The sequence below is a fragment of the Amycolatopsis granulosa genome, from assembly GCF_011758745.1.
Classification (GTDB): domain Bacteria; phylum Actinomycetota; class Actinomycetes; order Mycobacteriales; family Pseudonocardiaceae; genus Amycolatopsis_E; species Amycolatopsis_E granulosa.
The window spans coordinates 2433670-2452726 of record NZ_JAANOV010000001.1; the positions used below are offsets into that span (position 1 = coordinate 2433670).

Consider the following 19057-nt stretch of genomic DNA (forward strand, 5'->3'; position numbering starts at 1 on the left):
GGGGAACCGGGGATGGACGACGTGCCGAAACCGACGCCCTACCCCCGGCCGGCGGCCACCGGTGACGCGCCGCCGCGACCCCGGCGGCGCCCGTTGCGCACGGCCGGGAGGGCGCTGCTGGCGCTGGTGTCGGTGGCCGCGCTGGCCACGACCGGCTACGCGTGGGCGACCTACCACGAGGTGCAGGGCAACGTGCACACCACGGACGCCCTCGACCTGCCGGCGGACAAGCCCGCGCCACCCGCGGACGACGGCGGTGAGGACATCCTGCTGGTCGGCACGGACGCGCGCACCGACATGCAGGGCAACGCCCTGCCGCCGCAGGTGCTCAAGACGCTGCGCACCGAGCAGACCAGCGGCGTGAACACCGACACCATCATCGTCGTGCGGTTGCCGAAGAACGGCGCCAAGCCGTACGCGGTGTCGATCCCGCGGGACACCTGGATCGACGTGCCGCGTGGCGGCCAGGGCAAGATCAACTCGGTGTACGGGCCCGCCAAGCAGGCGAAGGCCGACGAGCTGCGGCGCCAGGGCCGGCGCGACGCGGCCGGTATCGAGCGGGACTCCGACCAGGCCGGGCGGCAGGCGCTGGTGCAGGCCGTGCAGGACTTCACGCAGGTGCGCATCGACCACTACGCCGAGGTCAACCTGCTCGGGTTCTACCTGATCACCGAGTCGCTCGGCGGGGTCCAGGTGTGCCTGAACCACGCAACCGAGGACAAGGACTCCGGCGCCGACTTCCGCGCGGGGGTGCAGACGGTGTCCGGCGGTGCGGCGCTGTCGTTCGTGCGGCAGCGGAAGAACCTGCCGCGCGGCGACCTCGACCGGATCGTGCGGCAGCAGGCGTTCCTGTCCTCCGCGCTGCACCAGGTGCTGTCGGCCGGGGTGCTGGCGAACCCGGGCACGCTCGGTGACCTGGCCGACGCGCTGCACCGGTCGCTGGTCCTCGACCCGGGCTTCGACCTGCTGCAGTTCGCGGAGAAGGCCAAGGGCCTGGCCACCGGGGACGTCACGTTCACGACGATCCCGGTCATCACGATCAACGGCCGCAGCCCCGACGGTCAGCAGAGCGTCGTCGAGGCCGACCCGGTGGCGGTCCGGCAGTTCTTCGCGGGACTGGCGGGCCGGAGTGCGGGCGCGGGCGGGGGTGGCGCGCCCGGTGGCGGCGTGGCGCAAGCGGTGCCCGCGGGGGTCTCCTGCGTCAACTAGGCAGGCGCCCACCACCCGTGACCGGCGCGCTGCGCCCGGCGGCTACATTCAAGCCCGTGTCCTTGACTGATGCGCTGTTCCGCCCCCTGCTGGCGCAGCCGGGAAAACCGCTGATCACCCATTACGACGACGCCGCGGGCACCCGGGTGGAGCTGTCCGTGGCGACCACCGCGAACTGGGCCGCGAAGACGGCGAACTGGCTGGTCGAGGAGTTCGACGTGGAGCCGGGCGATCCGGTCGCCGTGGCGCTGCCCGCGCACTGGCAGACGGCCGGTGTGCTGCTGGGCGCGTGGTGGTGCGGGGCCGAGGTGGTGGCGTCACCCGCGGGGGCACGCGTGGCGTTCGTGGCGCCGGACGGCTCCGGAGCGGGCGCCGAGGCGACGGCGATCGTGGCGCTGGACCCGATGGGCCGCGGTCTCCGGGCGCCGGTCGAGGGGGCGCTGGACTACCTGAACGAGGCCCGCGCCTACGGCGACGACTTCCGTCCGATGACGCCGGTCCCCGGGGACACCCCGGCACTGGCTGGTTCCACTGTGGACGAGGTACTGGCGGAAGCCCGGTCCCGCGCGGAAAAGATCGGCCCGGGTGCCCGTATTTTGTCCACTGTGGAGTGGGAGGTGCCCGACGGTGTCCTGCACGGGCTGCTGACCCCGTTGGCCGCCGGCGCCCACCTGGTGCAGATTTCCCACCCCGATCCGTCGAAGCTGGACGACCGCCGGGCCGCGGAGCGAACGACGGTCGACCTGCCCGGCTAAGCGGCCTGCGGGTCGCTCTCGGGTGCCTTCGGAACAGAAAGGCGCGGCGCCCGGGCTGGGCGCCGCGCCGGGACAGGCCGGGGTGGTCAGCTCTTGAGCAGGGCGCGGGCCATGACCATGCGCTGGATCTGGTTGGTGCCCTCGTAGATCTGGGTGATCTTGGCGTCACGCATCATGCGTTCCACCGGGAAGTCACGGGTGTAGCCGGCGCCGCCGAACAGTTGCACCGCGTCGGTGGTCACCGACATCGCCACGTCGCTGGCGTAGGCCTTGGCCGCCGAGGCCATGAACCCCGCCCGCGCATCACCCCGCTCGGTGGCCGCGGCCGAGGCGTACACCAGGTGCCGGGCCGCCTCGATCTTCATGCCCATGTCGGCGAGCATGAACTGCACACCCTGGAACTGTCCGATCGCCGTGCCGAACTGCTTGCGCTCCTTCACATACGCCACCGCCGCGTCCAGCGCGCCCTGCGCGATACCCAGCGCCTGCGCCCCGATCGTCGGGCGGGTGTGATCCAGCGTGCGCAGCGCCGTCTTCAACCCCGTACCCGGCTCACCGATGATCCGCTCCGCCGGGATCGTGCAGTTCTCGAAATGGATCTCCCGCGTCGGCGAGCCCTTGATCCCCAGCTTGCGCTCCTTCGGCCCCACCGAGAACCCCGGATCGTCCTTGTGCACCACGAACGCCGAAATCCCGTTCGACTTCTTCGGCGCCTCCGGATCGGTCACCGCCATCACCGTGTACCACGCCGACTCCCCGGCATTGGTGATCCACGCCTTCGTGCCGTTGAGCACCCACTGGTCCCCGTCCAACCGCGCCCGGGTCCGCATCGACGCCGTGTCCGACCCCGCCTCCCGCTCCGACAACCCGTAAGACGCCGTGGCCCCCGCCGCGATCTCCGGCAGAACCAGCTTCTTCAACTCCTCCGACGCCGACAACAGGATCGGCTGCGTCCCCAGCTTGTTCACCGCCGGAATCAACGACGCCGACGCATCAACCCGCGCCACCTCCTCGATCACGATGCACGCCGCCACCGCGTCCGCACCCTGACCCTCGTACTCCTCCGGAATGTGCACCGCGTTGAACCCCGACGCGTTCAGCGCCTCGAGCGCCTCCACCGGGTACCGCTCCTGCTCGTCCACCTCGGCGGCGTACGGCGCGATCTCCTTCTCCGCCAGCGCCCGCACGGCGGCACGCAGCTCCTCGTGCTCCTCGGCCAGCTGGTAGAGGCCCGGGGTCTCCGACACCTGCGTCACCTTCCTCGTACGGGTAAGAAGTCCGCCATCCATGTTAGTGGTCGTTCACCAGCGCCAATTGTGTTCTGGGCCGCAGATCCGTCCTATGGTGGAGTGATGCCGATCACTGCTGGGTCATGGCCGCCCCACCTCCCGCGATCGCTGGACTACCCCGACGTCCCCGCCGGCTCGATCCTCGCCGGTGCCGCGAAGCGATACCGGGACCGAATCGCGTTCGCCCACCAGGACCGTTCCCTGACGTACGCGCAGACGTACGCGGGCGCATGCCGGTTCGCCAACGCGCTACGGGCACAAGGGATCGGGCCGGGTGCGACCGTCGCCATCCACCTGCCGAACTGCCTCGCCTACCCCATCGCCTATTACGGGATTCTGCTCGCCGGCGCGACCTTCACCCCGGCGAACCCGCTGCTGCCGCCCGCCGACCTCGCCCACCAGCTCGCCGACTCGGGCGCCGTCGCGGTGGTCACCCTCGGCAGGGTGGCACCGGCGCTGACCGCCGTCCGCGACCGGACGCCGGTCCGCCTGGTGGTCGTCGTCGCTCCGGACGACCTCGCCGGCGACCAGGTCGAGTTCCAGTCGTTCCTCGCCGGTCAGCCGGACACCCGCCCCGCACTCGACATCGACACCCGCACCCACCTCGCCCACCTGTCCTACACCGGCGGCACCACCGGCCGGTCCAAGGGCGTTCGCCTGCCGCACCGCAACGTCGTGGTCAACACGCTCCAATACGCCTGCTGGGGCACCGGGTCGGTCCCGGCCCTCGACGAGGACGGCGACCTCACGCTCGACCAGGTCGGCGGCGCGGACGAGTGGCCCACCCGGCTGGGCACCGGCTCGGGCATCAACCTCACGCCGTGGTTCCACGCGATGGGCACCATCGGGGGGCTGAACGTCCCGGTCATGGGCGGCGGCTCCACCACGCTGCACGACCGGTTCGACCCGGTCGCCTACCTCGCCGATGCCGAGCGGCTGCGGGTGACGTCCATCGGCGGCGCGCCCGCCCTGTTCGCCGCGTTGCTGGCCTGCCCGGACCTGGCCACCCGGGACCTGTCGTCGGTGCGCGGGATCAGCTCCGGCGCCGCACCGATGCCGCACGAGATGCTCAAGGCGCTGGCCGCCCGGTTCCCGGACGCGGTCATCACCGAGGGCTACGGGCTCACCGAGGTGACCATGGGTGCCACCATCAACCCGGCGTTCCGGTCCGGGCTGCGCAAGCAGGGCACCGTGGGCGTGCCGGTATTCGACACCGAGGTCAGGATCGTGCCGCTGGAGGGCGGTGCGGACCCGGTGCCGGAGGGCGAGCAGGGCGAAGTGTGCATCCGCGGCCCGCAGGTCATGGCGGGCTACCACGACCGGCCCGAGGAGACCGCGGCCGTGCTGGTCGACGGGTGGCTGCACACCGGGGACGTCGGCGTGCTGGACAAGGACGGCTATCTGTCCATTGTGGACCGGAAGAAGGACATGCTGCTCTACAAGGGGTACAACGTGTACCCGCGCGAGCTGGAGGAGCTGCTGATCGCGCACCCCGGCGTGGCCGCGGCGGCGGTCGTCGGACGCAAGCAGGACGAGGTCGGCGAGTTGCCCGTGGCGTTCGTCGTACGCGCGGACGACAACGTGACCGCGGAGGAGATCCTGTCCGCGGTCAACGACAACGTGCTGCCCTACAAGCGGATCCGCGAGCTGAGGTTCGTCGACGAGATCCCGGTCTCGGCGGCCGGCAAGATCCTCAAGCGCGAGCTGCGGCAGCGGCTCTAGAGCGCGGGCAGCACCCGGACGCGGTAGAACTCGATGGCCGCGCCCGGGTCCTCCTGCGGGAAGTGCAGGAACGGCGTCACCCCGGCGTCGAGCAGCTTCCGCACCGCCGCGACGTGCACCGCCGGATCGGTGCCGACCACCCACCGGCCGGCGACCTCGGCCAGCGATGTGGACTGGGCCGCCTGCTGGATCGCCTCCGGGTTGGGCAGGTCGGCCGGCCGGACCGTGAACCGCCACCGCCGCGCGGCCAGGTCGATCTCCCGCTGGTCGCCGACCACCGCGAACAGCTCGGCCCACTTCGGCATCGCGTCCGGGTTCTTGCCCGCCTCCCGGGCGCCCGCGGCGAACGCGTCCCGCAGCGCGGGGTCGAGAGCGGCGCCGGCCTGCGTGATCCAGCCGTCGCCGTACCGGCCGGCCAGCCGCGCGCTCTTCGGGCCCTGCGCGGCGACGTACACCGGGGGCGGGTTCGCCGGCAGGTCGTACAGCTTGAGCTGGTCGGTCGCGAAGAACCGGCCGCGGAAGGTCACCCGCTCCCCCGTCCACAGGCGCCGGATCAGCTCGATCGCCTCGACGAGCCGGTCGTGCCGTTCCGGGTAGCGGCCGTACTGTCCCGTGCCGGCCTGCTCGTTGACCGCCTCACCGGTCCCCGCGCCGAGGAACGTCCGACCGGGCGCCAGCAGCTCGAGGGAGGCAAACGCTTGCGCCACCTCCGCCGGGTGGTACCGGTAGCTGGGACAGGTCACGCCGGAACCAAAGGTGACCCGCCGCGTGCGCTCGCCCACCAGGGCGAGCGTCAGCCACGGGAACATCGCGTGCCCCTGGTTGTCCTGCCACGGCTGCAGGTGGTCACTGGCCCAGACGAACCCGAAACCCGCCGCCTCGGCCTGCCGGGCGAAATCCAGCAGCCGGGACGTCGGGAACTGCTCGTGCGACAACACCAGCCCGACCGGCACGCGTGTCACCGGCGGCTCGGTCCGGACCAGCCCGGCGGAGGCGGCGAACAGGCCCAGCCGGCGACGCGAGAACTCCATGATCGGCGGTTACCCGGCCGGCCACGCGGCGACCAGGAGTTCACCCGCGCGTGTCGGCCCCTCCGGACAGCGCGGCTAGGACTGCACCTTCTCGCGCAGCTTCGCGTCCTTGTCCAGCACGAGCTGTTCGAGATCGGCCTGGAAGGCCGCCATCTTCTCGCGCAGCGCGGGGTCCTGGGCGGCCAGGATCCGCACGGCCAGCAGCCCGGCGTTGCGGGCACCGCCGATCGACACGGTCGCGACCGGAACCCCGGCCGGCATCTGCACGATCGACAGCAGGGAGTCCATCCCGTCCAGGTACTTCAGCGGCACCGGCACGCCGATCACCGGCAGCACCGTCGCCGACGCGACCATCCCGGGCAGGTGCGCCGCGCCCCCGGCACCAGCGATGATCACCTTGATGCCGCGGTCGGCCGCGGTGCGCGCGTAGTCCAGCATCCGCTGCGGCGTCCGGTGCGCGGAGTACACGCCGACCTCGTAGGACACGCCGAACTCGTCCAGCGCCGCCCCGGCCGCTTCGAGCACGGGCCAGTCCGAGTCGCTGCCCATGATCACGCCGACGTCGGTCACGCGTGCTCCTCTCAGTGGATGTCGTATCCGTCGGGCCATTCGGCGTGCGACAGCCAGTGCGCGGCCAGCTTGGCGCGGGTCCGCAGGTTCGGCAGGTCGCCGCCGACGAAGTTGACGTGCCCGAGCTTGCGGCCGGGCCGTTCGCCCTTGCCGTACAAGTGCACCCGGGCGTCCGGGAAACGGGCGAACAGGTGGTGCAGCCGCTCGTCCGTGGTCATCTCCGGGGTGGTCGGCGCGCCCAGCACGTTGGCCATCACGGTTGGTGCGATCAGGTCGGTCACGCCCAGCGGGTAGTCCAGGACGGCGCGGACGTGCTGCTCGAACTGGGAGGTCGCCGACCCGTCCATGGTCCAGTGGCCGGAGTTGTGCGGGCGCATCGCCAGTTCGTTGACCAGCAGACCGCCGTCGGTCTCGAACAGCTCGACCGCCAGCACCCCGACCACGTTCAGCTCGTCGGCCAGCCGCAGCGCCAGTTCCTGCGCCTCGTGCACCTGGCCCGAGGTCAGCCCCGGCGCGGGCGCCAGCACCTCGGTGTTGATGCCGTTCTCCTGCACGGTCTCCACCACCGGCCACGCCGCGCCCTGCCCGAACGGTGAACGCGCGACCAGCGCGGACAGCTCGCGCTTCATCGCGACACGCTGCTCGGCGAGCAGCTCGGTGCCGGCCGCGAGCAGCTCGGGCACCAGGGTGCGCGCCTCGGCCTCGGACTCGACCATCCACACGCCACGGCCGTCGTAGCCGCCGGTCGCGGCCTTGAGCACGACCGGCCAGGAGTGCTCCGCGCCGAACTTGACCAGGTCCTCCACCTCGGACACCTCGGCGTACGGCGGGCACGGGAACCCGGTCGCCGACAGCCGGTCACGCATCACCAGCTTGTTCTGCGCGAACGTCAGCGCGTCCGGCCCCGGCCGCACCGTGAAACCCTCGTTGACCAGCGCGAACAGGTGTTCCCACGGTACGTGCTCGTGGTCGAAGGTGACCACGTCGACGCTGCGGGCGAACTCGCGCAGCGCGTCCAGGTCGGTGTGGTGCCCGAGCTGGACGTCCCCGGCGACCATCGCGGCCGAATCATTGGCGTCGACGGCGAGGATCCGCATCGACTGCCCCAGCGAGATCGCGGCCTGGTGTGTCATCCTGGCGAGCTGGCCGCCGCCCACCATCCCGACGATCGGGAGCCCTGTGCGCTTGTCCATAACGGCTCCAGATTAGTTACCGCAACGCGGAGGGCTTCGGTCGAGGGTGGTGCTCGGCCAGCGGCGGGCTCGACGGGAGACGCAGCTCACGCGCGGCGAGCCCGAGGATCCCCAGTGCCGCGGCCACCACGTAGGCGTTGCCGGGCACGAACAGCTCCGGCCCCCAGCTGAACTCGGTGACGCCGCCGTTGGGCACCACCATCACGATGCAGCTGGCGAAGAACACGGTCACCAGGCCGGCCCACACCCAGCGGCCCTTCGAGGCCAGCAGCACGATCAGCGGCACCGCCCACACCCAGTGGTGCGACCACGACACCGGCGAGACCAGCAGTCCGAGGAACGCCGTCACCAGCACCGCGACGAGCGTCTCGCCGCGCCGGTGCAGCCGTCGCACCAGCCACGCCGCCGGCACCGCGAGCACCGCGCCGATGCCGAGCGCGAGCGCGGGCGACCAGGACGCCTCGTGCGACGCGCGGTTGATCATGCCGGTCAGTGACTGGTTGAAGATCCAGGACGCGCCGCCGACGCGGTGCGGGTCGAAGACCGCCGTCGACCAGTACCGCGCCGCATCGCCGGGCATCAACGCGAACATCACGATCTGCAGCCCCGCGAAGGTGCCCAACGCCCGCAGGCCGTCCCGCCACCGCCCGGTGACGAACAGGTGCGCCACGAAGATCAGCGGCGTCAGCTTGATCGCGGCCGCGACGCCGACGAGCACACCGGACCACCGCGTGCCGGCCAGGACCAGCACGTCGAGCACGATCAGCGCGAGCAGCACCAGGTTGATCTGGCCGAGGAAGATCGTCTTCCACACCGGTTCCAGCACGAGCGCCGCGACCGTCAGCCCGGCCAGCGCCCAGCCGCGGAACCGCCCGGTCACCCGGATCACCACGGCCAGCGACAGCACCGACGCCGCGATCAGGAAGCCCCAGGTCAGACCGCTCGGTACGGCCACCAGCGGCACGAACAGCAGTGCCGCGGCCGGCGGGTAGGTGAACGGCAGCGACACCCACGACGGCAGCGCGGTGAGCCGCTCCGTCGTGTAGACCTGGTCACCGTGCAGGAAGGTCAGCGCCCCCGCGCGGTACACGGCGCTGTCGGCGCCCAGCTGCCAGCCCCCGAGCCAGCAGATCACCCCTACCGCGAACGCCCCCAGGACGAGTGCGCCGACCAGTGCCGGCTCAACCCGTGATCGCAGCGTCGTCACGCACCTTCTCCCGCCTGCGCTGCAATGCCCAGCGCGTCACCAGCACCACGGTCAGCACCACCGGCGTGAGGATGTAGGCGTTGCCCAGCACGCTCTGCCAGAACTTCCAGTGCAGCTCGATGTTGCGCCCGTTGGGCAGCGCGAGCAGCACACAGCTGATGAACACCGCAGCCACCGCACCGATGCCCGCCCAGCGCTTCCAGGCACCAGCGCGCGTGGTCTGCGGCAGCCGCGACACGAGCAGGACGATCAGCGGCACCGCCCACACCCAGTGGTGCGACCAGGAAATCGGCGAGGCCAGCAGCCCGAAGAACGCCGTCACCAGCAGCGCGGCCAGCGCCTGCCCGCGGCGGTGGAAGCGCAGCACGAGCCACACGGCCGGGACGGCCAGCACCGCGGCGATCCCCAGGGCCGCCTTCGACGCCCACGGCGCGAGGTCGGTGACCCGGTTCATCAGGCCGTTGAGCGACTGGTTGCCCGCCCAGTGCACCGGGCCGATCCGCCCCGTGTCGGAGATGGTCTTGGTCCAGTAGCGGATGGTGTCCCGCGGGATGAGCGCCAGCATCAGCAGCTGCAGGCCGGCGAACACGCCGAACGCGCGGACCGCTTCGCGGCGGCGTCCGGTGAGGAACAGGTGCGCCACGAACACCAGCGGCGTCAGCTTCACCGCCGACGCGATGCCGACGAGCACCCCGCCCCAGCGACTGCCGCGCGTGGTGACGACCAGGACGTCGAGCACCACGATCGCCATGAGGATCAGGTTGATCTGGCCGAGGAAGACCGTCCGCCACACCGGCTCGAGGCCGAGCATGAGCACCGAACACACCAGCGTCGCCCGCGCGGGCGAGGACCACCAGCGCCGCACCGTGGGTGGTGTCGGCAGCGAGCCGATCGCCACGCGGATGACCAGCGCCATCGCCAGCACTGAGATCGCGGTCAGCACACCCCAGGCGATCTGCACCGGCAGGGCCGCCAGCGGCACGAACAGCAGCGCGGCGGTCGGCGGGTAGGTGAACGGCAGCAGCGCCCACCACGGCTCGGACGCCAGTGTGCTGGCGTCGTAGAGCGGGTCGCCGTCGAGCAGGGTGATCGCCCCGGCCCGGTAGACCGCGCTGTCCACGCCCAGCCGCCAGTCCAACAGCCAGCCGAGGACACCGGCGACGAGCGCGAGCAGCGGCACGAGTGACAGCAGCAGGATCGAACGCGGCCGCACCGACAACCGGGCGAGCGAAGTCCGCAGCGCCAGGCGCGGTTGCGCCGGCTCGCGGAGCGGGTCGCCACCGGCGGCGGGCACTGACTGTGTCACCCTTCCAGGAAATCACGAAACCATGACGCCGGAGCGACAAGGGTCAGGTTCGCGCGAGCCGCTGGAGGAGCTGGCACGCGGACTCGTGGGCCCCGGGCAACCGGACCAGCCTGATCTTCGGCGGGCCGACGGATTCCAGCTGGTCGTCGACCGACAGGCGCTCGTGCAGCTCGCGTCGCAGCATGACGGCCTTCGCCGCGATCCGGCCGTCCCGGGGCACCGCGGCGGCGACCGTGGCCGGGCCGAGCGAGGCGATGCTCTCGCCGCCGTCGAACACCACGCGCATGGCCTCCGCGATCAGGATCATCGCGGTCATCCGGGGCCACCCGCGCACCCCGGACAGGTCGACCGAGACGACCAGCAGCGTGTGGTCCTCGCCGGTCCGGCAGCCGGACCGGCCGTACAGCTCACGCAGGCGCGTGCGCAGGTAGGCGGCGGTGGGCAGGCCGGTCAGCGGGTCGATCACCTCGGTGCTGGCGAGCTTGTCCATCGCGACCTCGGCCCACGCCAGGGCCGCGACACGCAGCAACCGGGACGGCAGGGCGTCCACGTCGGGCGGCGCGGCCTCACCCGATGAGGTGGTCACGGAGTGCAACGCCGCGAGGTCCAGCAGTGTCTCCCCGAGCCCCGCCCCGGCCGCGGCACGCGCCCGGGCCAGGCCCGCGACCGGAACCTCCACCGAGCGGTCGCGCACCAGCGCCGCGCACACCGTGTCGACCTCGGGCAGGCCCCAGTCCCCGGGGAACCGCCATCCCGCGGCCAGGCTCGCCGACCGCCAGCGCGTCCGCAACGCACGCAGCGATCCGTCGCCGCCGGGCTCCGGTTCGCGCCGCAACCTCATGGCCGGCACGTCCACTGGCAACCGTCCTTCCGTCCCGCGACCGCTGTTCCGGTGAAGTGACGATCGAAGCGGCGCGGTGTGACGGAATTACACCGTGCGGGTCAATAGGGCGAGGTGGCGCGTGACGTGGGGGGGCCAGTCAGTCACACTGATCGCGCGCAACACTGGGATAAGGAGAGCGGTGTCCACCCTACCGGCCGATTTCGAGGGCAAGAGCGACGCGGAGCTGATCACCGAGGTCCGCACCGGCACCCTGGCCGCGTACGGCACCCTCTACGAGCGGCACGTCGCCGCGGCCTACAACCTCGCGCGGCAGCTCGCCCGGTCGGCCGCCGAAGCCGACGACCTGGTGTCCGACGCGTTCGCCAAGGTGCTCGACACCCTGCGCGGCGGCAAGGGCCCGGACAGCGCGTTCCGCGCCTACCTGCTCACCGCGCTGCGGCACACCGCGTACGACAAGACCCGCAAGGACAAGCGCGTCGACCTGAACGAGGACATGACCACGGTCGGCAGCGAGGCGCTGACGGTCCCGTTCTCCGACACCGCGCTGGCCGGCCTGGAGCGCACCATGGCGGCCAAGGCGTTCGCGTCGCTGCCCGAGCGGTGGCAGGCGGTGCTGTGGCACACCGAGATCGAGCAGCAGAGCCCGGCGGAGGTCGCGCCGCTGCTCGGCCTGACGCCCAACGGCGTCTCCGCGCTCGCCTACCGGGCCCGTGAGGGGCTGCGGCAGGCGTACCTGCAGGTCCACCTGGTCGAGACGTCCGCCGAGAAGTGCCGCGCGTGTGCCGACCGGCTGGGCGCCTGGACCCGCGACGGCCTGTCCAAACGGGAACGCGCCCAGGTCGAAGCCCACCTGGACGAGTGCGCGGACTGCCGCGCCCTGGCCGCCGAGCTGGCCGAGGTCAACGGTGCGCTGCGGGCGATCATCGCCCCGATCGTGCTGGGCGGGGCCGCGCTGGGCTACCTCGCCGCCGCCGGCAAGGCGACCGCCGCGACCGCGGCCACCGCCGGCGCGGCGGCCGGTTCCGCCGGTGGTGCCGCCTCGGTGGCGGCCGCGGGACCGCGTCAGTTCGTCGGGCTGGGCGTCGCCGGCACCGCGGTGGCCGCCGCCGTCGCGGCCGCGCTGGCGGCGGGCGGCGGCACCCAGGAGATCCCGGCCGCCGCCTCCGTTCCGGCACCGCCGCCGGTGGTCGCGCCGGCACAGCCCCCGGCCGTGCCGCCGGTTCCGGCCGCGCCGCCCGCCGCGCCACCACCCGCGCCCGCGGTCGAGCCGCCACCCGCGCCGGTCGCGCCGCCGGCGCTCGCACCCGTTCCGGCGCCGCCACCTCCGCCCGGCGCGCCGGCGAACATCACCGCGGACGGCCCGTCCTCGGGCCTCGAACTCCAGCCGGGCGGCGACCCGGTCGCCCTGCCGATCACCGTGCGCAACACCGGTGGCTCGGTGTCCGACCCGGTGACGGCGACGCTGAACCTGCCGCCCGGCATCCAGGTGCGGCCGGCGGGCGGCGGTGGCGGCGCGGCCGGCACGTTCGGGACGCAGGCGCCGGCCGGTCCGCTCCTGGTCGACTGCCCGCCCGGGGCGGGCACGGTCACCTGCACCACGCCACGCGGGCTGCAGCCGGGCGAGACCGCGGTGCTGACGTTCCTGCTCGAGGCCACCGGCGCGGCAACGTCGGGACAGGTGACCGGCACGGTGAACGCCGGCGCGGACGTCCGGATCGCGGTCAACGTGCCGGTGGCCGTGTCGGAGGCACCGGACCAGCTGGCCCTGGACGCCCGGGGCTGGGCCGGCGAGCAGCTGTGGGACCGGCGGGCGTGGCTGTCGGTCGACGTCACCAACAACGGCCCGAACACCAAACCGGTCAGCCTGCGGATCGACGACGACGCGCACCTGGTCACCGGTGGCTTCCAGGCGGCGTGCACCAGCGGCCCGACCACCACCTGCACCAGCCTCACCACGCTCGCGCCGGGCCAGCACCTCCGGCTGTGGTTCGCGCTGGACCGGCCGGAGAAGCAGACCCGGACCGTCACCGTGTCGGCGACGCTGGGCACCGCGAGCGCCTCGCGCACGGTCGGTTTCGACTGCTGGTTCCCGTTCTGCGAGGTGACGCCACCCGGTCTGACCCCGCCCATCACCCCGCCCTCGGTGACCTCGTCGTCGGGCTCGGCGACCACCACGACGGGTGCGCCGACGACCAGCACGACGACGACCGCACCGACCACGACGACCAGCACGACGACCACACCGGGCAGCACCACCACGACCACCACGCCGGTGCCACAAACCACGGGCTCCTCGGCGACGGCACCGCACCCGCCGCCGAAGGACCACGGACGGCCGTGGTGGTGGCTGCCGTGGGTCCCCTATCCGCGGAATTGAATCGGATAAATCCGGCTTACGCCGCCGCCAGCCGATCCCCGGGGCGGACGACTACGTACACTGCGCAAGTGACCGTTGTGGAAAGCGTGTTGTCGCACACGCCCGAGCCATTGCGCTCGGTGTTGATCAAGCATCGGGAGCTGCTGAAGTTCGGGATCGTCGGCGGCACCACGTTCGTCGTCGACAACGGTATCTGGTACCTGCTGAAACTGGGCGTGCTGGAGGACAAGCCGACCACCGCGAAAGCGATCGCGGTCATCATCGCGACGATCGTGTCCTACATTCTCAATCGCGAATGGTCGTTCCGCACCCGTGGTGGCCGGGAAAGGTCCCACGAGGCCGCGCTGTTCTTCGTGATCAGCGGTCTGGCCGTGGTGGTGAACCTGATTCCGCTGTACGCGTCCCGGTACGTCCTGCACCTGGAGGTGCCGAACGTGACCCGGTTCGTGCAGGAAACGGCGGACTTCATCAGCGGGTCGATCATCGGCATGCTGCTGGCGATGGTCTTCCGCTTCTGGGGGTTCAAGAAGTGGGTCTTCCCGGACGATCTGGGGCAGCGCCGCCGGGACGTCACCCGCAGCAGCACCGACGCCTGACCCGGCCGCGAGCCCGGTCAGCGCGAGCCCGGTCAGCGCGGCACCCGCTCCGCCGGCCAGCGCACCTCCGGCACGTCCCCCGGGTTCGGCACGCGCAGGAACAGGCTGAACACCGCGGGCCGGCGGCTCGACAACTCCAGCCGTCCGCCGTCGGCCTCCGCCAGTGCCCGGGCGAGGGCCAGGCCGACGCCGGTGGAGCCACCGCCGGAGAAGCCGCGCTCGAAGATGTGCGGCGCGAGATCGTCCGGGATACCGGAACCGGTGTCGCTCACCTCGACCACCACCGTGCCCTCGGTCTCGCCGCGCCGCGCCGCCAGCGTGACCGTCCCGGCGCCGTGGCGCAGCGCGTTGTCCAGCAGCACGCCGACCACCTCCCGCAGCCGGCCGGGCGTCGCCCGCGCCATCAGGCCCTCACCGATCCGCAGCCGCAGGTTGCGGCCCTCCGCCCGCAGCAGCTCGCGCCACTCCTGGGCCACCTCGGGCAGCTCCGCGGCCAGCTCCAGCGCCTCGGTGTCCACCTCGCTGGCCGCGCGTGCCGCGGCCAGCAGCTCCTCCAGCGCCTCCGACAGCCGGTCCGCCTGTTCCTGCGCCGCCCGCGCGTCCTCCGCGGTGTCCGGATCGCCGGTGACGGCCAGCGATTCCAGCCGCAATTGCAATGCCGTCAGCCTGCTCCGCAGCTGGTGCGAGACGTCGCCGACCAGCTGCCGCTCCCGCTGCACGAGCTGCGCCAGGGCGGTGCCCGACGTGTCCAGCGCCTCGGCCACCATGTCCAGCTCACCGATGCCGTACCGGCTGGGGTCCGGCCGGAAGTCGCCACCACCGAGACGCGCGGCGCGGTCCGCGACGTGCCGCAGCGGCTTCGCGAGCCGCCGGGCCGTCACGGTCGCCACCACCGTCCCGATCGTCACCGAGAACACGACCAGCAGCAGCACGGCGAGCGTCACCGTGGTCTGCCGCGACCGCAGCGGCCCGGACGGGATCGACAGCTCGAGGTGCCCCTGCCGCGCCAGCTGCACCGTCGCCGTGACCGGATCCGGTCCCGGCGCGGCACCCTCGGTGATGCGGCCGCGGCCCGGCACGTCCACGACCAGCTCACCGCCCTGCGGGATCGCCACCGACACCTGGGTGAGGTCGTTCTGGTCGAGCACGCCGTCGGCCAGTTCGGTGTCCAGGGTCGCGGCGATCTGCGCGGCGCGCCCGGCGAGGTCTTCGTTGTAGATGCTGTCCACCAGCTTCCACGCGGTGACGCCGAGCGGGATGCCCAGCGCCGCCGCGGTGACCGCCACGGCGAGCAGGATGGCGAGCAGGATCCGGCGGCGCACTAGTCTGTGTTGAACCGGAAGCCGACGCCGCGCACGGTCGCGATCCGCCGCTCACCGTCGCCGTGGTGGATCACCGACCCCTTGCCGTCGCTGCTCACCGACAACTTCCGGCGCAGCCACGACATGTGCATGTCGAGCGTCTTCGACGTCTTGGACTCCAGGTCGTTCCACACCTCCGCGAGGATCTCGTCGCGGCTGACCACCTGGCCGGCGTGGCTCATCAGCACCCGCAGCAGCTCGAACTCCTTGTTCGCCAGCTGCACCTCGCGGCCGTCCACCAGCACCATCCGGGCGCCGAGGTCCATCCGCACACCGCCGGCCTCGAGCACGTCGGGCGCCCGGCGGCGCAACAGCGCGCGGATGCGGGCCAGCAGCTCGGCCAGGCGGAACGGCTTGGCCACGTAGTCGTCGGCACCGGCGTCGAGCCCGACGACGAAGTCCACCTCGTCGGTTCGGGCGGTGAGCATCAGCACCGGCAGCTCACTGCCGTGCGCCCGCAGCCGACGGCACACCTCGAGCCCGTCCATGCCGGGCAGGCCCAGGTCGAGCACGAGCAGGTCGACCCGTTTGGCCAGGGTGACGTCGAGTACCGCGGGGCCGTCGGCGACCACCTCGACGTCGTAGCCTTCCCGTTCCAGGGCGCGCGACAGCGGGTCGGCGATCGCCGGGTCGTCCTCGGCCAGCAACACCATGCTCACCTGGCCAACTCTACGACCGGGGGTCGTGAAAACATCGTCGCGTGGCGAGCTACACGGACGATCTCATCCTCGCGGGGAAGCTCGCGGACGCGGCGGACTCGATCACCACGGCCCGGTTCCGCGCCCGTGACCTGAAAGTCAGCAGCAAGCCGGACCGCACCCCGGTCACCGACGCGGACACCGCGGTCGAGGACGCCGTGCGCGAACTGCTCGCCGCGGAACGCCCGGACGACAACGTGGCCGGCGAGGAGCGCGGCGGCACGGCGTGGCAGTCCGGGCGGGCGTGGGTGCTGGACCCGATCGACGGCACGAAGAACTTCCTGCGGGGCGGCCCGGTGTGGGCGACGCTGATCGCACTGGTCGAGGACGGCCGCCCGGTGGTGGGCATGGTGAGTGCCCCGCTGCTGGGCCGCCGGTGGTGGGCCGCGGCGGGCGAGGGCGCGTGGATGAGCGATCAGGCCGGCGAACGGCGGATCGGCGTGTCGGCGGTGTCCGCGCTGTCCGACGGGTACCTGTCGACCACCGACCTGGGGTCGTGGACCGAGTACCACTCGCGCGAAGCGTACCTGGGGCTGGTCGACGCGTGCTGGGAGACGCGCGCCTTCGGCGACTTCTGGCAGCACTGCCTGGTGGCGGAGGGCGCGATCGACCTGGCGGCCGAGCCGATCGTCAACCCGTGGGACGTCGCGCCGATGCAGATCCTCCTCACCGAGGCCGGTGGCCGGTTCAGCGATCTGACCGGCGCGGCCCGCTTCGACGGCGGTTCGGCGTTGTCCTCGAACGGCCACCTGCACGAGGAAGCACTGCGGCACCTGAGCCGCTGAGCCGTGTGGCGGCGATCGAACGGCAACGCCAGCGGGGACACCGGGTCGTCCTCGCGCATCTGCGTCGCGTCACGCCGGCGCCGGCAGCAATCCGACGGCTCCGCGCGCGACCTGCGACCACGCCAGCCTGCCGAACAGGTAGTGGCAGGCGACCTGCTCGTTGGTGAAGCGTGCCCAGTCGTAGCGGTTGCCCTGCTCGCGCCAGAACACCTCCCAGACCGGGCCGCCCTCTTCGGACTCCTCGACCCGCAACAGGCACCACGCGTTGTCGGCCTCGCGGCCGATCGAGATCACCTCACCCGGCACCCCGATGGCTGCCAGCCACCGCACGATCGACTCGACGTTCACTGCGCAGCGCCCTCCTCGAACGTGATGTCCGCCAGGTATCCCAGGGTGACGAGCTCGTCGGCGGAGTAGATCGCGCGGTACCGGGCGCCGCCGCCGGGCTGGCCGAACCACGGCGCGGACACCGTGTGCCACACCGGCACCTCCCGCAGCACGCGGTATCGCCGGTAGCCGGCGTCGCGCGCCGCCGGCGGCAGCGACCGGTGCGCCAAGGGCGTGTCGGCGGGCGCGAACACCCGGCCACGTGGATCACCGAACCGGTCCAGCACGGTGCCCGCGGTCAGCACTTCCGGCTCGCCCTCGCCGGTGCCGCCCTCGGGATAACGCTCTCCGGGTGGCCACGCGTACTCCGGCACCTCCCGGCGCTTCCCGGCCAGGAACCGCCGGTCCCAGTCGCGTTCGGGCAACCCGCCGCGCGGGTCGTACCCGGCGAGCACCTCGGCCGGAGGCGGCGCGGGCGGTGACGGCAGCCGGCCGTACCCGGCCTCCACCTTCGCGAGCGCGTCGTCGGTGCGGATCAGGTCCGACCGCGGGTGGTCGTGGGGCGGGAACCGCAGTCCCGGCGCGAAATCGACATCGAACGGCGGCGGCGGCAGCTGCCGCGCGGGCTTGTCGGTCGCGACGGGCAGATGGCCGATCGGGAACATGTGGACCCGGAACAACGCGACGACGGCTTCCCGCTCCTGCCGGGGTGCCCCCACCGGCGGTGGCGGTTCCGGAGCGGGCCGCACGTCCGGCGAGTACGTCCGGGGCGGACCTGGTGCGTAGGGCATCGCGACCGGTGGAGCGGGCGCGGGGACGACCGCGGCGGGCGGCGCGAACTGCGCGGGCGGCCCGTACCCGCCCACCGGTGCCGGGACCCCCTGTGCGGCGGGCACCGGAGGCGGCGGCACGACCGCGCCGGTGAACCCGGCGGCGACGGTGGCGTTCGCGACGCCGGTGGACGGTGTCGGCACCTCGTCGAAGCCGCGGGACTCGAGCAGCCCGCCGTACTGCGGCGAGGACGGCGGTGCCGGCGGATCGGGCAGCCGGATCGGGCCGGTGTCGGTGTCGGCCAGGGCCGGTTCGGGGACCACGGGCGGGATCACCGGCGGGGTCAGCAGGGACGAGGACACCACCGGCGCCGCGCCGAGCGCCGCGGGCGACGGCACGATCGCGGGCGCAACCAGTCCCGGGGCCAGACCGGTGACCACACCGAGCAGCGCGCCCTGCCCGTCCGGGGTCCGGACGCCCGGATTCGGCTCGACGAGCGGGGTGACCAGCGAGCCGCCCGGCTCCGGCCCGAGCGTCGCGGCCAGCCCGCCCGCCACGACGGCCAGGTTTGCCGCCGCGCCGCGCAGAGTCGTGTCCACGCCGAGGATCGCGGTCGGATGCCCGTTCCCGGCGGCGGCGAGGCTCGCGTCCCGGTTCTTCGCGGCCTCGACGAGCTGCCGCACGAGTTCCACCTTCGCGGCGCCGACCTGCTCGGCCGCGTTCTCCAGCCGGTCGGCCGCCTCGGCGGCGCCACGCGCGGCGACGGTCAGGTGACCCTTCTCCGGATCGACGAACTCCGACCAGACGTGGCCGGCGGCCTCGCCCGCGTCCGCGGACAGCGCGGCGACCGCGCGGCCGGCGTGCTCGTCGGCTTCCCGGGCCAGCGCGGTCAGCTCCCGATGCGCGTCACGCCACGCCACAGCCTGTTCCCGTAACCGGTCCTCGTCCGCTTCGGGCCAGGACAAACCGGTCTCGGCGGCGAGATCGGCGAGTTCCCGCGGCAGCTCGATGCCCAT

Annotated in this window: 17 protein-coding genes; 6 read left to right on the forward strand and 11 right to left on the reverse strand. The window is 72.7% G+C overall.

Annotated features, from left to right (window positions below; genetic code table 11):
* Window positions 1–12 precede the first annotated feature (12 nt).
* Together FHX45_RS11750 and FHX45_RS11755 are read left to right on the forward strand one after the other, a co-directional pair.
* Window positions 13–1209 carry an LCP family protein gene (locus FHX45_RS11750; RefSeq protein ID WP_167100023.1) on the forward strand — a complete coding sequence of 399 codons (1197 nt, stop codon included), beginning with the start codon at window positions 13–15 and terminating at the stop codon, window positions 1207–1209.
* Window positions 1210–1265: 56 nt separating this feature from the next.
* The gene (locus FHX45_RS11755; RefSeq protein ID WP_167100026.1) at window positions 1266–1964 is read left to right on the forward strand and encodes a TIGR03089 family protein; all 699 of its coding nucleotides are present in this window, start codon (window positions 1266–1268) and stop codon (window positions 1962–1964) included.
* A gap of 86 nt (window positions 1965–2050) precedes the next feature.
* Here the strand turns inward: FHX45_RS11755 and FHX45_RS11760 are convergent, their stop codons facing one another.
* Window positions 2051–3253, reverse strand: a complete 1203-nt coding sequence (locus FHX45_RS11760) for an acyl-CoA dehydrogenase family protein (RefSeq protein ID WP_167100028.1) — start codon at window positions 3251–3253, stop codon at window positions 2051–2053.
* 63 nt (window positions 3254–3316) lie between these two features.
* Here FHX45_RS11760 and FHX45_RS11765 point away from each other — a divergent pair, with 63 nt between their 5' ends.
* Window positions 3317–4975: a class I adenylate-forming enzyme family protein gene (locus FHX45_RS11765; RefSeq protein ID WP_208405892.1), complete on the forward strand. Its 1659-nt coding sequence runs from the start codon at window positions 3317–3319 to the stop codon at window positions 4973–4975.
* Here FHX45_RS11765 and FHX45_RS11770 read toward each other — a convergent pair.
* From FHX45_RS11770 to FHX45_RS11795, 6 genes are all read right to left on the reverse strand, one after another.
* Window positions 4972–6006 carry a F420-dependent hydroxymycolic acid dehydrogenase gene (locus tag FHX45_RS11770; RefSeq protein ID WP_167100034.1) on the reverse strand — a complete coding sequence of 345 codons (1035 nt, stop codon included), beginning with the start codon at window positions 6004–6006 and terminating at the stop codon, window positions 4972–4974. The genes FHX45_RS11765 and FHX45_RS11770 overlap by 4 nt on opposite strands.
* Before the next feature lie 75 nt (window positions 6007–6081).
* Window positions 6082–6615: a 5-(carboxyamino)imidazole ribonucleotide mutase gene (purE, locus tag FHX45_RS11775; RefSeq protein WP_167100037.1), complete on the reverse strand. Its 534-nt coding sequence runs from the start codon at window positions 6613–6615 to the stop codon at window positions 6082–6084.
* A complete protein-coding gene (locus FHX45_RS11780; protein WP_167100041.1) occupies window positions 6588–7769 on the reverse strand; it encodes a 5-(carboxyamino)imidazole ribonucleotide synthase in 1182 nt (393 codons plus the stop codon). The genes purE and FHX45_RS11780 overlap by 28 nt, the downstream gene beginning before the upstream one ends.
* Before the next feature lie 16 nt (window positions 7770–7785).
* Window positions 7786–8976 carry a glycosyltransferase 87 family protein gene (locus FHX45_RS11785; protein WP_167100044.1) on the reverse strand — a complete coding sequence of 397 codons (1191 nt, stop codon included), beginning with the start codon at window positions 8974–8976 and terminating at the stop codon, window positions 7786–7788.
* On the reverse strand, window positions 8951–10282 hold the full coding sequence (locus FHX45_RS11790; protein ID WP_167100047.1) for a glycosyltransferase 87 family protein: 1332 nt from the start codon (window positions 10280–10282) through the stop codon (window positions 8951–8953). The genes FHX45_RS11785 and FHX45_RS11790 overlap by 26 nt, the downstream gene beginning before the upstream one ends.
* Window positions 10283–10325: 43 nt before the next feature.
* Window positions 10326–11138 carry a GGDEF domain-containing protein gene (locus FHX45_RS11795; protein ID WP_167100050.1) on the reverse strand — a complete coding sequence of 271 codons (813 nt, stop codon included), beginning with the start codon at window positions 11136–11138 and terminating at the stop codon, window positions 10326–10328.
* A 166-nt stretch (window positions 11139–11304) separates the two neighbouring features.
* On the opposite strand from FHX45_RS11795, the gene FHX45_RS11800 reads away from it, so the two are divergent.
* Window positions 11305–13503 (forward strand): sigma-70 family RNA polymerase sigma factor, encoded by a 2199-nt coding sequence (locus tag FHX45_RS11800; protein ID WP_167100053.1) that lies wholly within the window; start codon window positions 11305–11307, stop codon window positions 13501–13503.
* A gap of 68 nt (window positions 13504–13571) precedes the next feature.
* Window positions 13572–14099 carry a GtrA family protein gene (locus tag FHX45_RS11805; RefSeq protein ID WP_167100056.1) on the forward strand — a complete coding sequence of 176 codons (528 nt, stop codon included), beginning with the start codon at window positions 13572–13574 and terminating at the stop codon, window positions 14097–14099.
* A 32-nt stretch (window positions 14100–14131) separates the two neighbouring features.
* On the opposite strand, the gene FHX45_RS11810 is transcribed toward FHX45_RS11805, so the two are convergent.
* Both FHX45_RS11810 and FHX45_RS11815 read right to left on the reverse strand, forming a co-directional pair.
* Complete coding sequence (locus FHX45_RS11810; protein WP_167100059.1) at window positions 14132–15421, reverse strand: ATP-binding protein; 1290 nt, start codon at window positions 15419–15421, stop codon at window positions 14132–14134.
* Complete coding sequence (locus FHX45_RS11815; RefSeq protein WP_167108779.1) at window positions 15421–16113, reverse strand: response regulator transcription factor; 693 nt, start codon at window positions 16111–16113, stop codon at window positions 15421–15423. The genes FHX45_RS11810 and FHX45_RS11815 overlap by 1 nt, the downstream gene beginning before the upstream one ends.
* A 47-nt stretch (window positions 16114–16160) precedes the next feature.
* Here FHX45_RS11815 and hisN point away from each other — a divergent pair, with 47 nt between their 5' ends.
* Window positions 16161–16943, forward strand: coding sequence for a histidinol-phosphatase (gene hisN / locus FHX45_RS11820; RefSeq protein WP_167100062.1), 783 nt, complete (start codon window positions 16161–16163; stop codon window positions 16941–16943).
* 69 nt (window positions 16944–17012) lie between these two features.
* On the opposite strand, the gene FHX45_RS11825 is transcribed toward hisN, so the two are convergent.
* Both FHX45_RS11825 and FHX45_RS27785 read right to left on the reverse strand, forming a co-directional pair.
* Complete coding sequence (locus FHX45_RS11825; protein ID WP_167100065.1) at window positions 17013–17291, reverse strand: hypothetical protein; 279 nt, start codon at window positions 17289–17291, stop codon at window positions 17013–17015.
* Window positions 17288–19057 (reverse strand): TNT domain-containing protein, encoded by a 1770-nt coding sequence (locus tag FHX45_RS27785; RefSeq protein WP_208405894.1) that lies wholly within the window; start codon window positions 19055–19057, stop codon window positions 17288–17290. The genes FHX45_RS11825 and FHX45_RS27785 overlap by 4 nt, the downstream gene beginning before the upstream one ends.

Bases quoted from the DNA above. Each gene is read 5' to 3' on its own strand.
- FHX45_RS11750 (WP_167100023.1), top strand. From the start codon at position 13: ATGGACGACGTGCCGAAACCGACGCCCTACCCCCGGCCGGCGGCCACC.
- FHX45_RS11760 (WP_167100028.1), bottom strand. From the start codon at position 3,253: ATGGATGGCGGACTTCTTACCCGTACGAGGAAGGTGACGCAGGTGTCG.
- FHX45_RS11765 (WP_208405892.1), top strand. From the start codon at position 3,317: ATGCCGATCACTGCTGGGTCATGGCCGCCCCACCTCCCGCGATCGCTG.
- FHX45_RS11770 (WP_167100034.1), bottom strand. From the start codon at position 6,006: ATGGAGTTCTCGCGTCGCCGGCTGGGCCTGTTCGCCGCCTCCGCCGGG.
- purE (WP_167100037.1), bottom strand. From the start codon at position 6,615: ATGGCCCGACGGATACGACATCCACTGAGAGGAGCACGCGTGACCGAC.
- FHX45_RS11780 (WP_167100041.1), bottom strand. From the start codon at position 7,769: ATGGACAAGCGCACAGGGCTCCCGATCGTCGGGATGGTGGGCGGCGGC.
- FHX45_RS11815 (WP_167108779.1), bottom strand. From the start codon at position 16,113: ATGGTGTTGCTGGCCGAGGACGACCCGGCGATCGCCGACCCGCTGTCG.
- FHX45_RS27785 (WP_208405894.1), bottom strand. From the start codon at position 19,057: ATGGGCATCGAGCTGCCGCGGGAACTCGCCGATCTCGCCGCCGAGACC.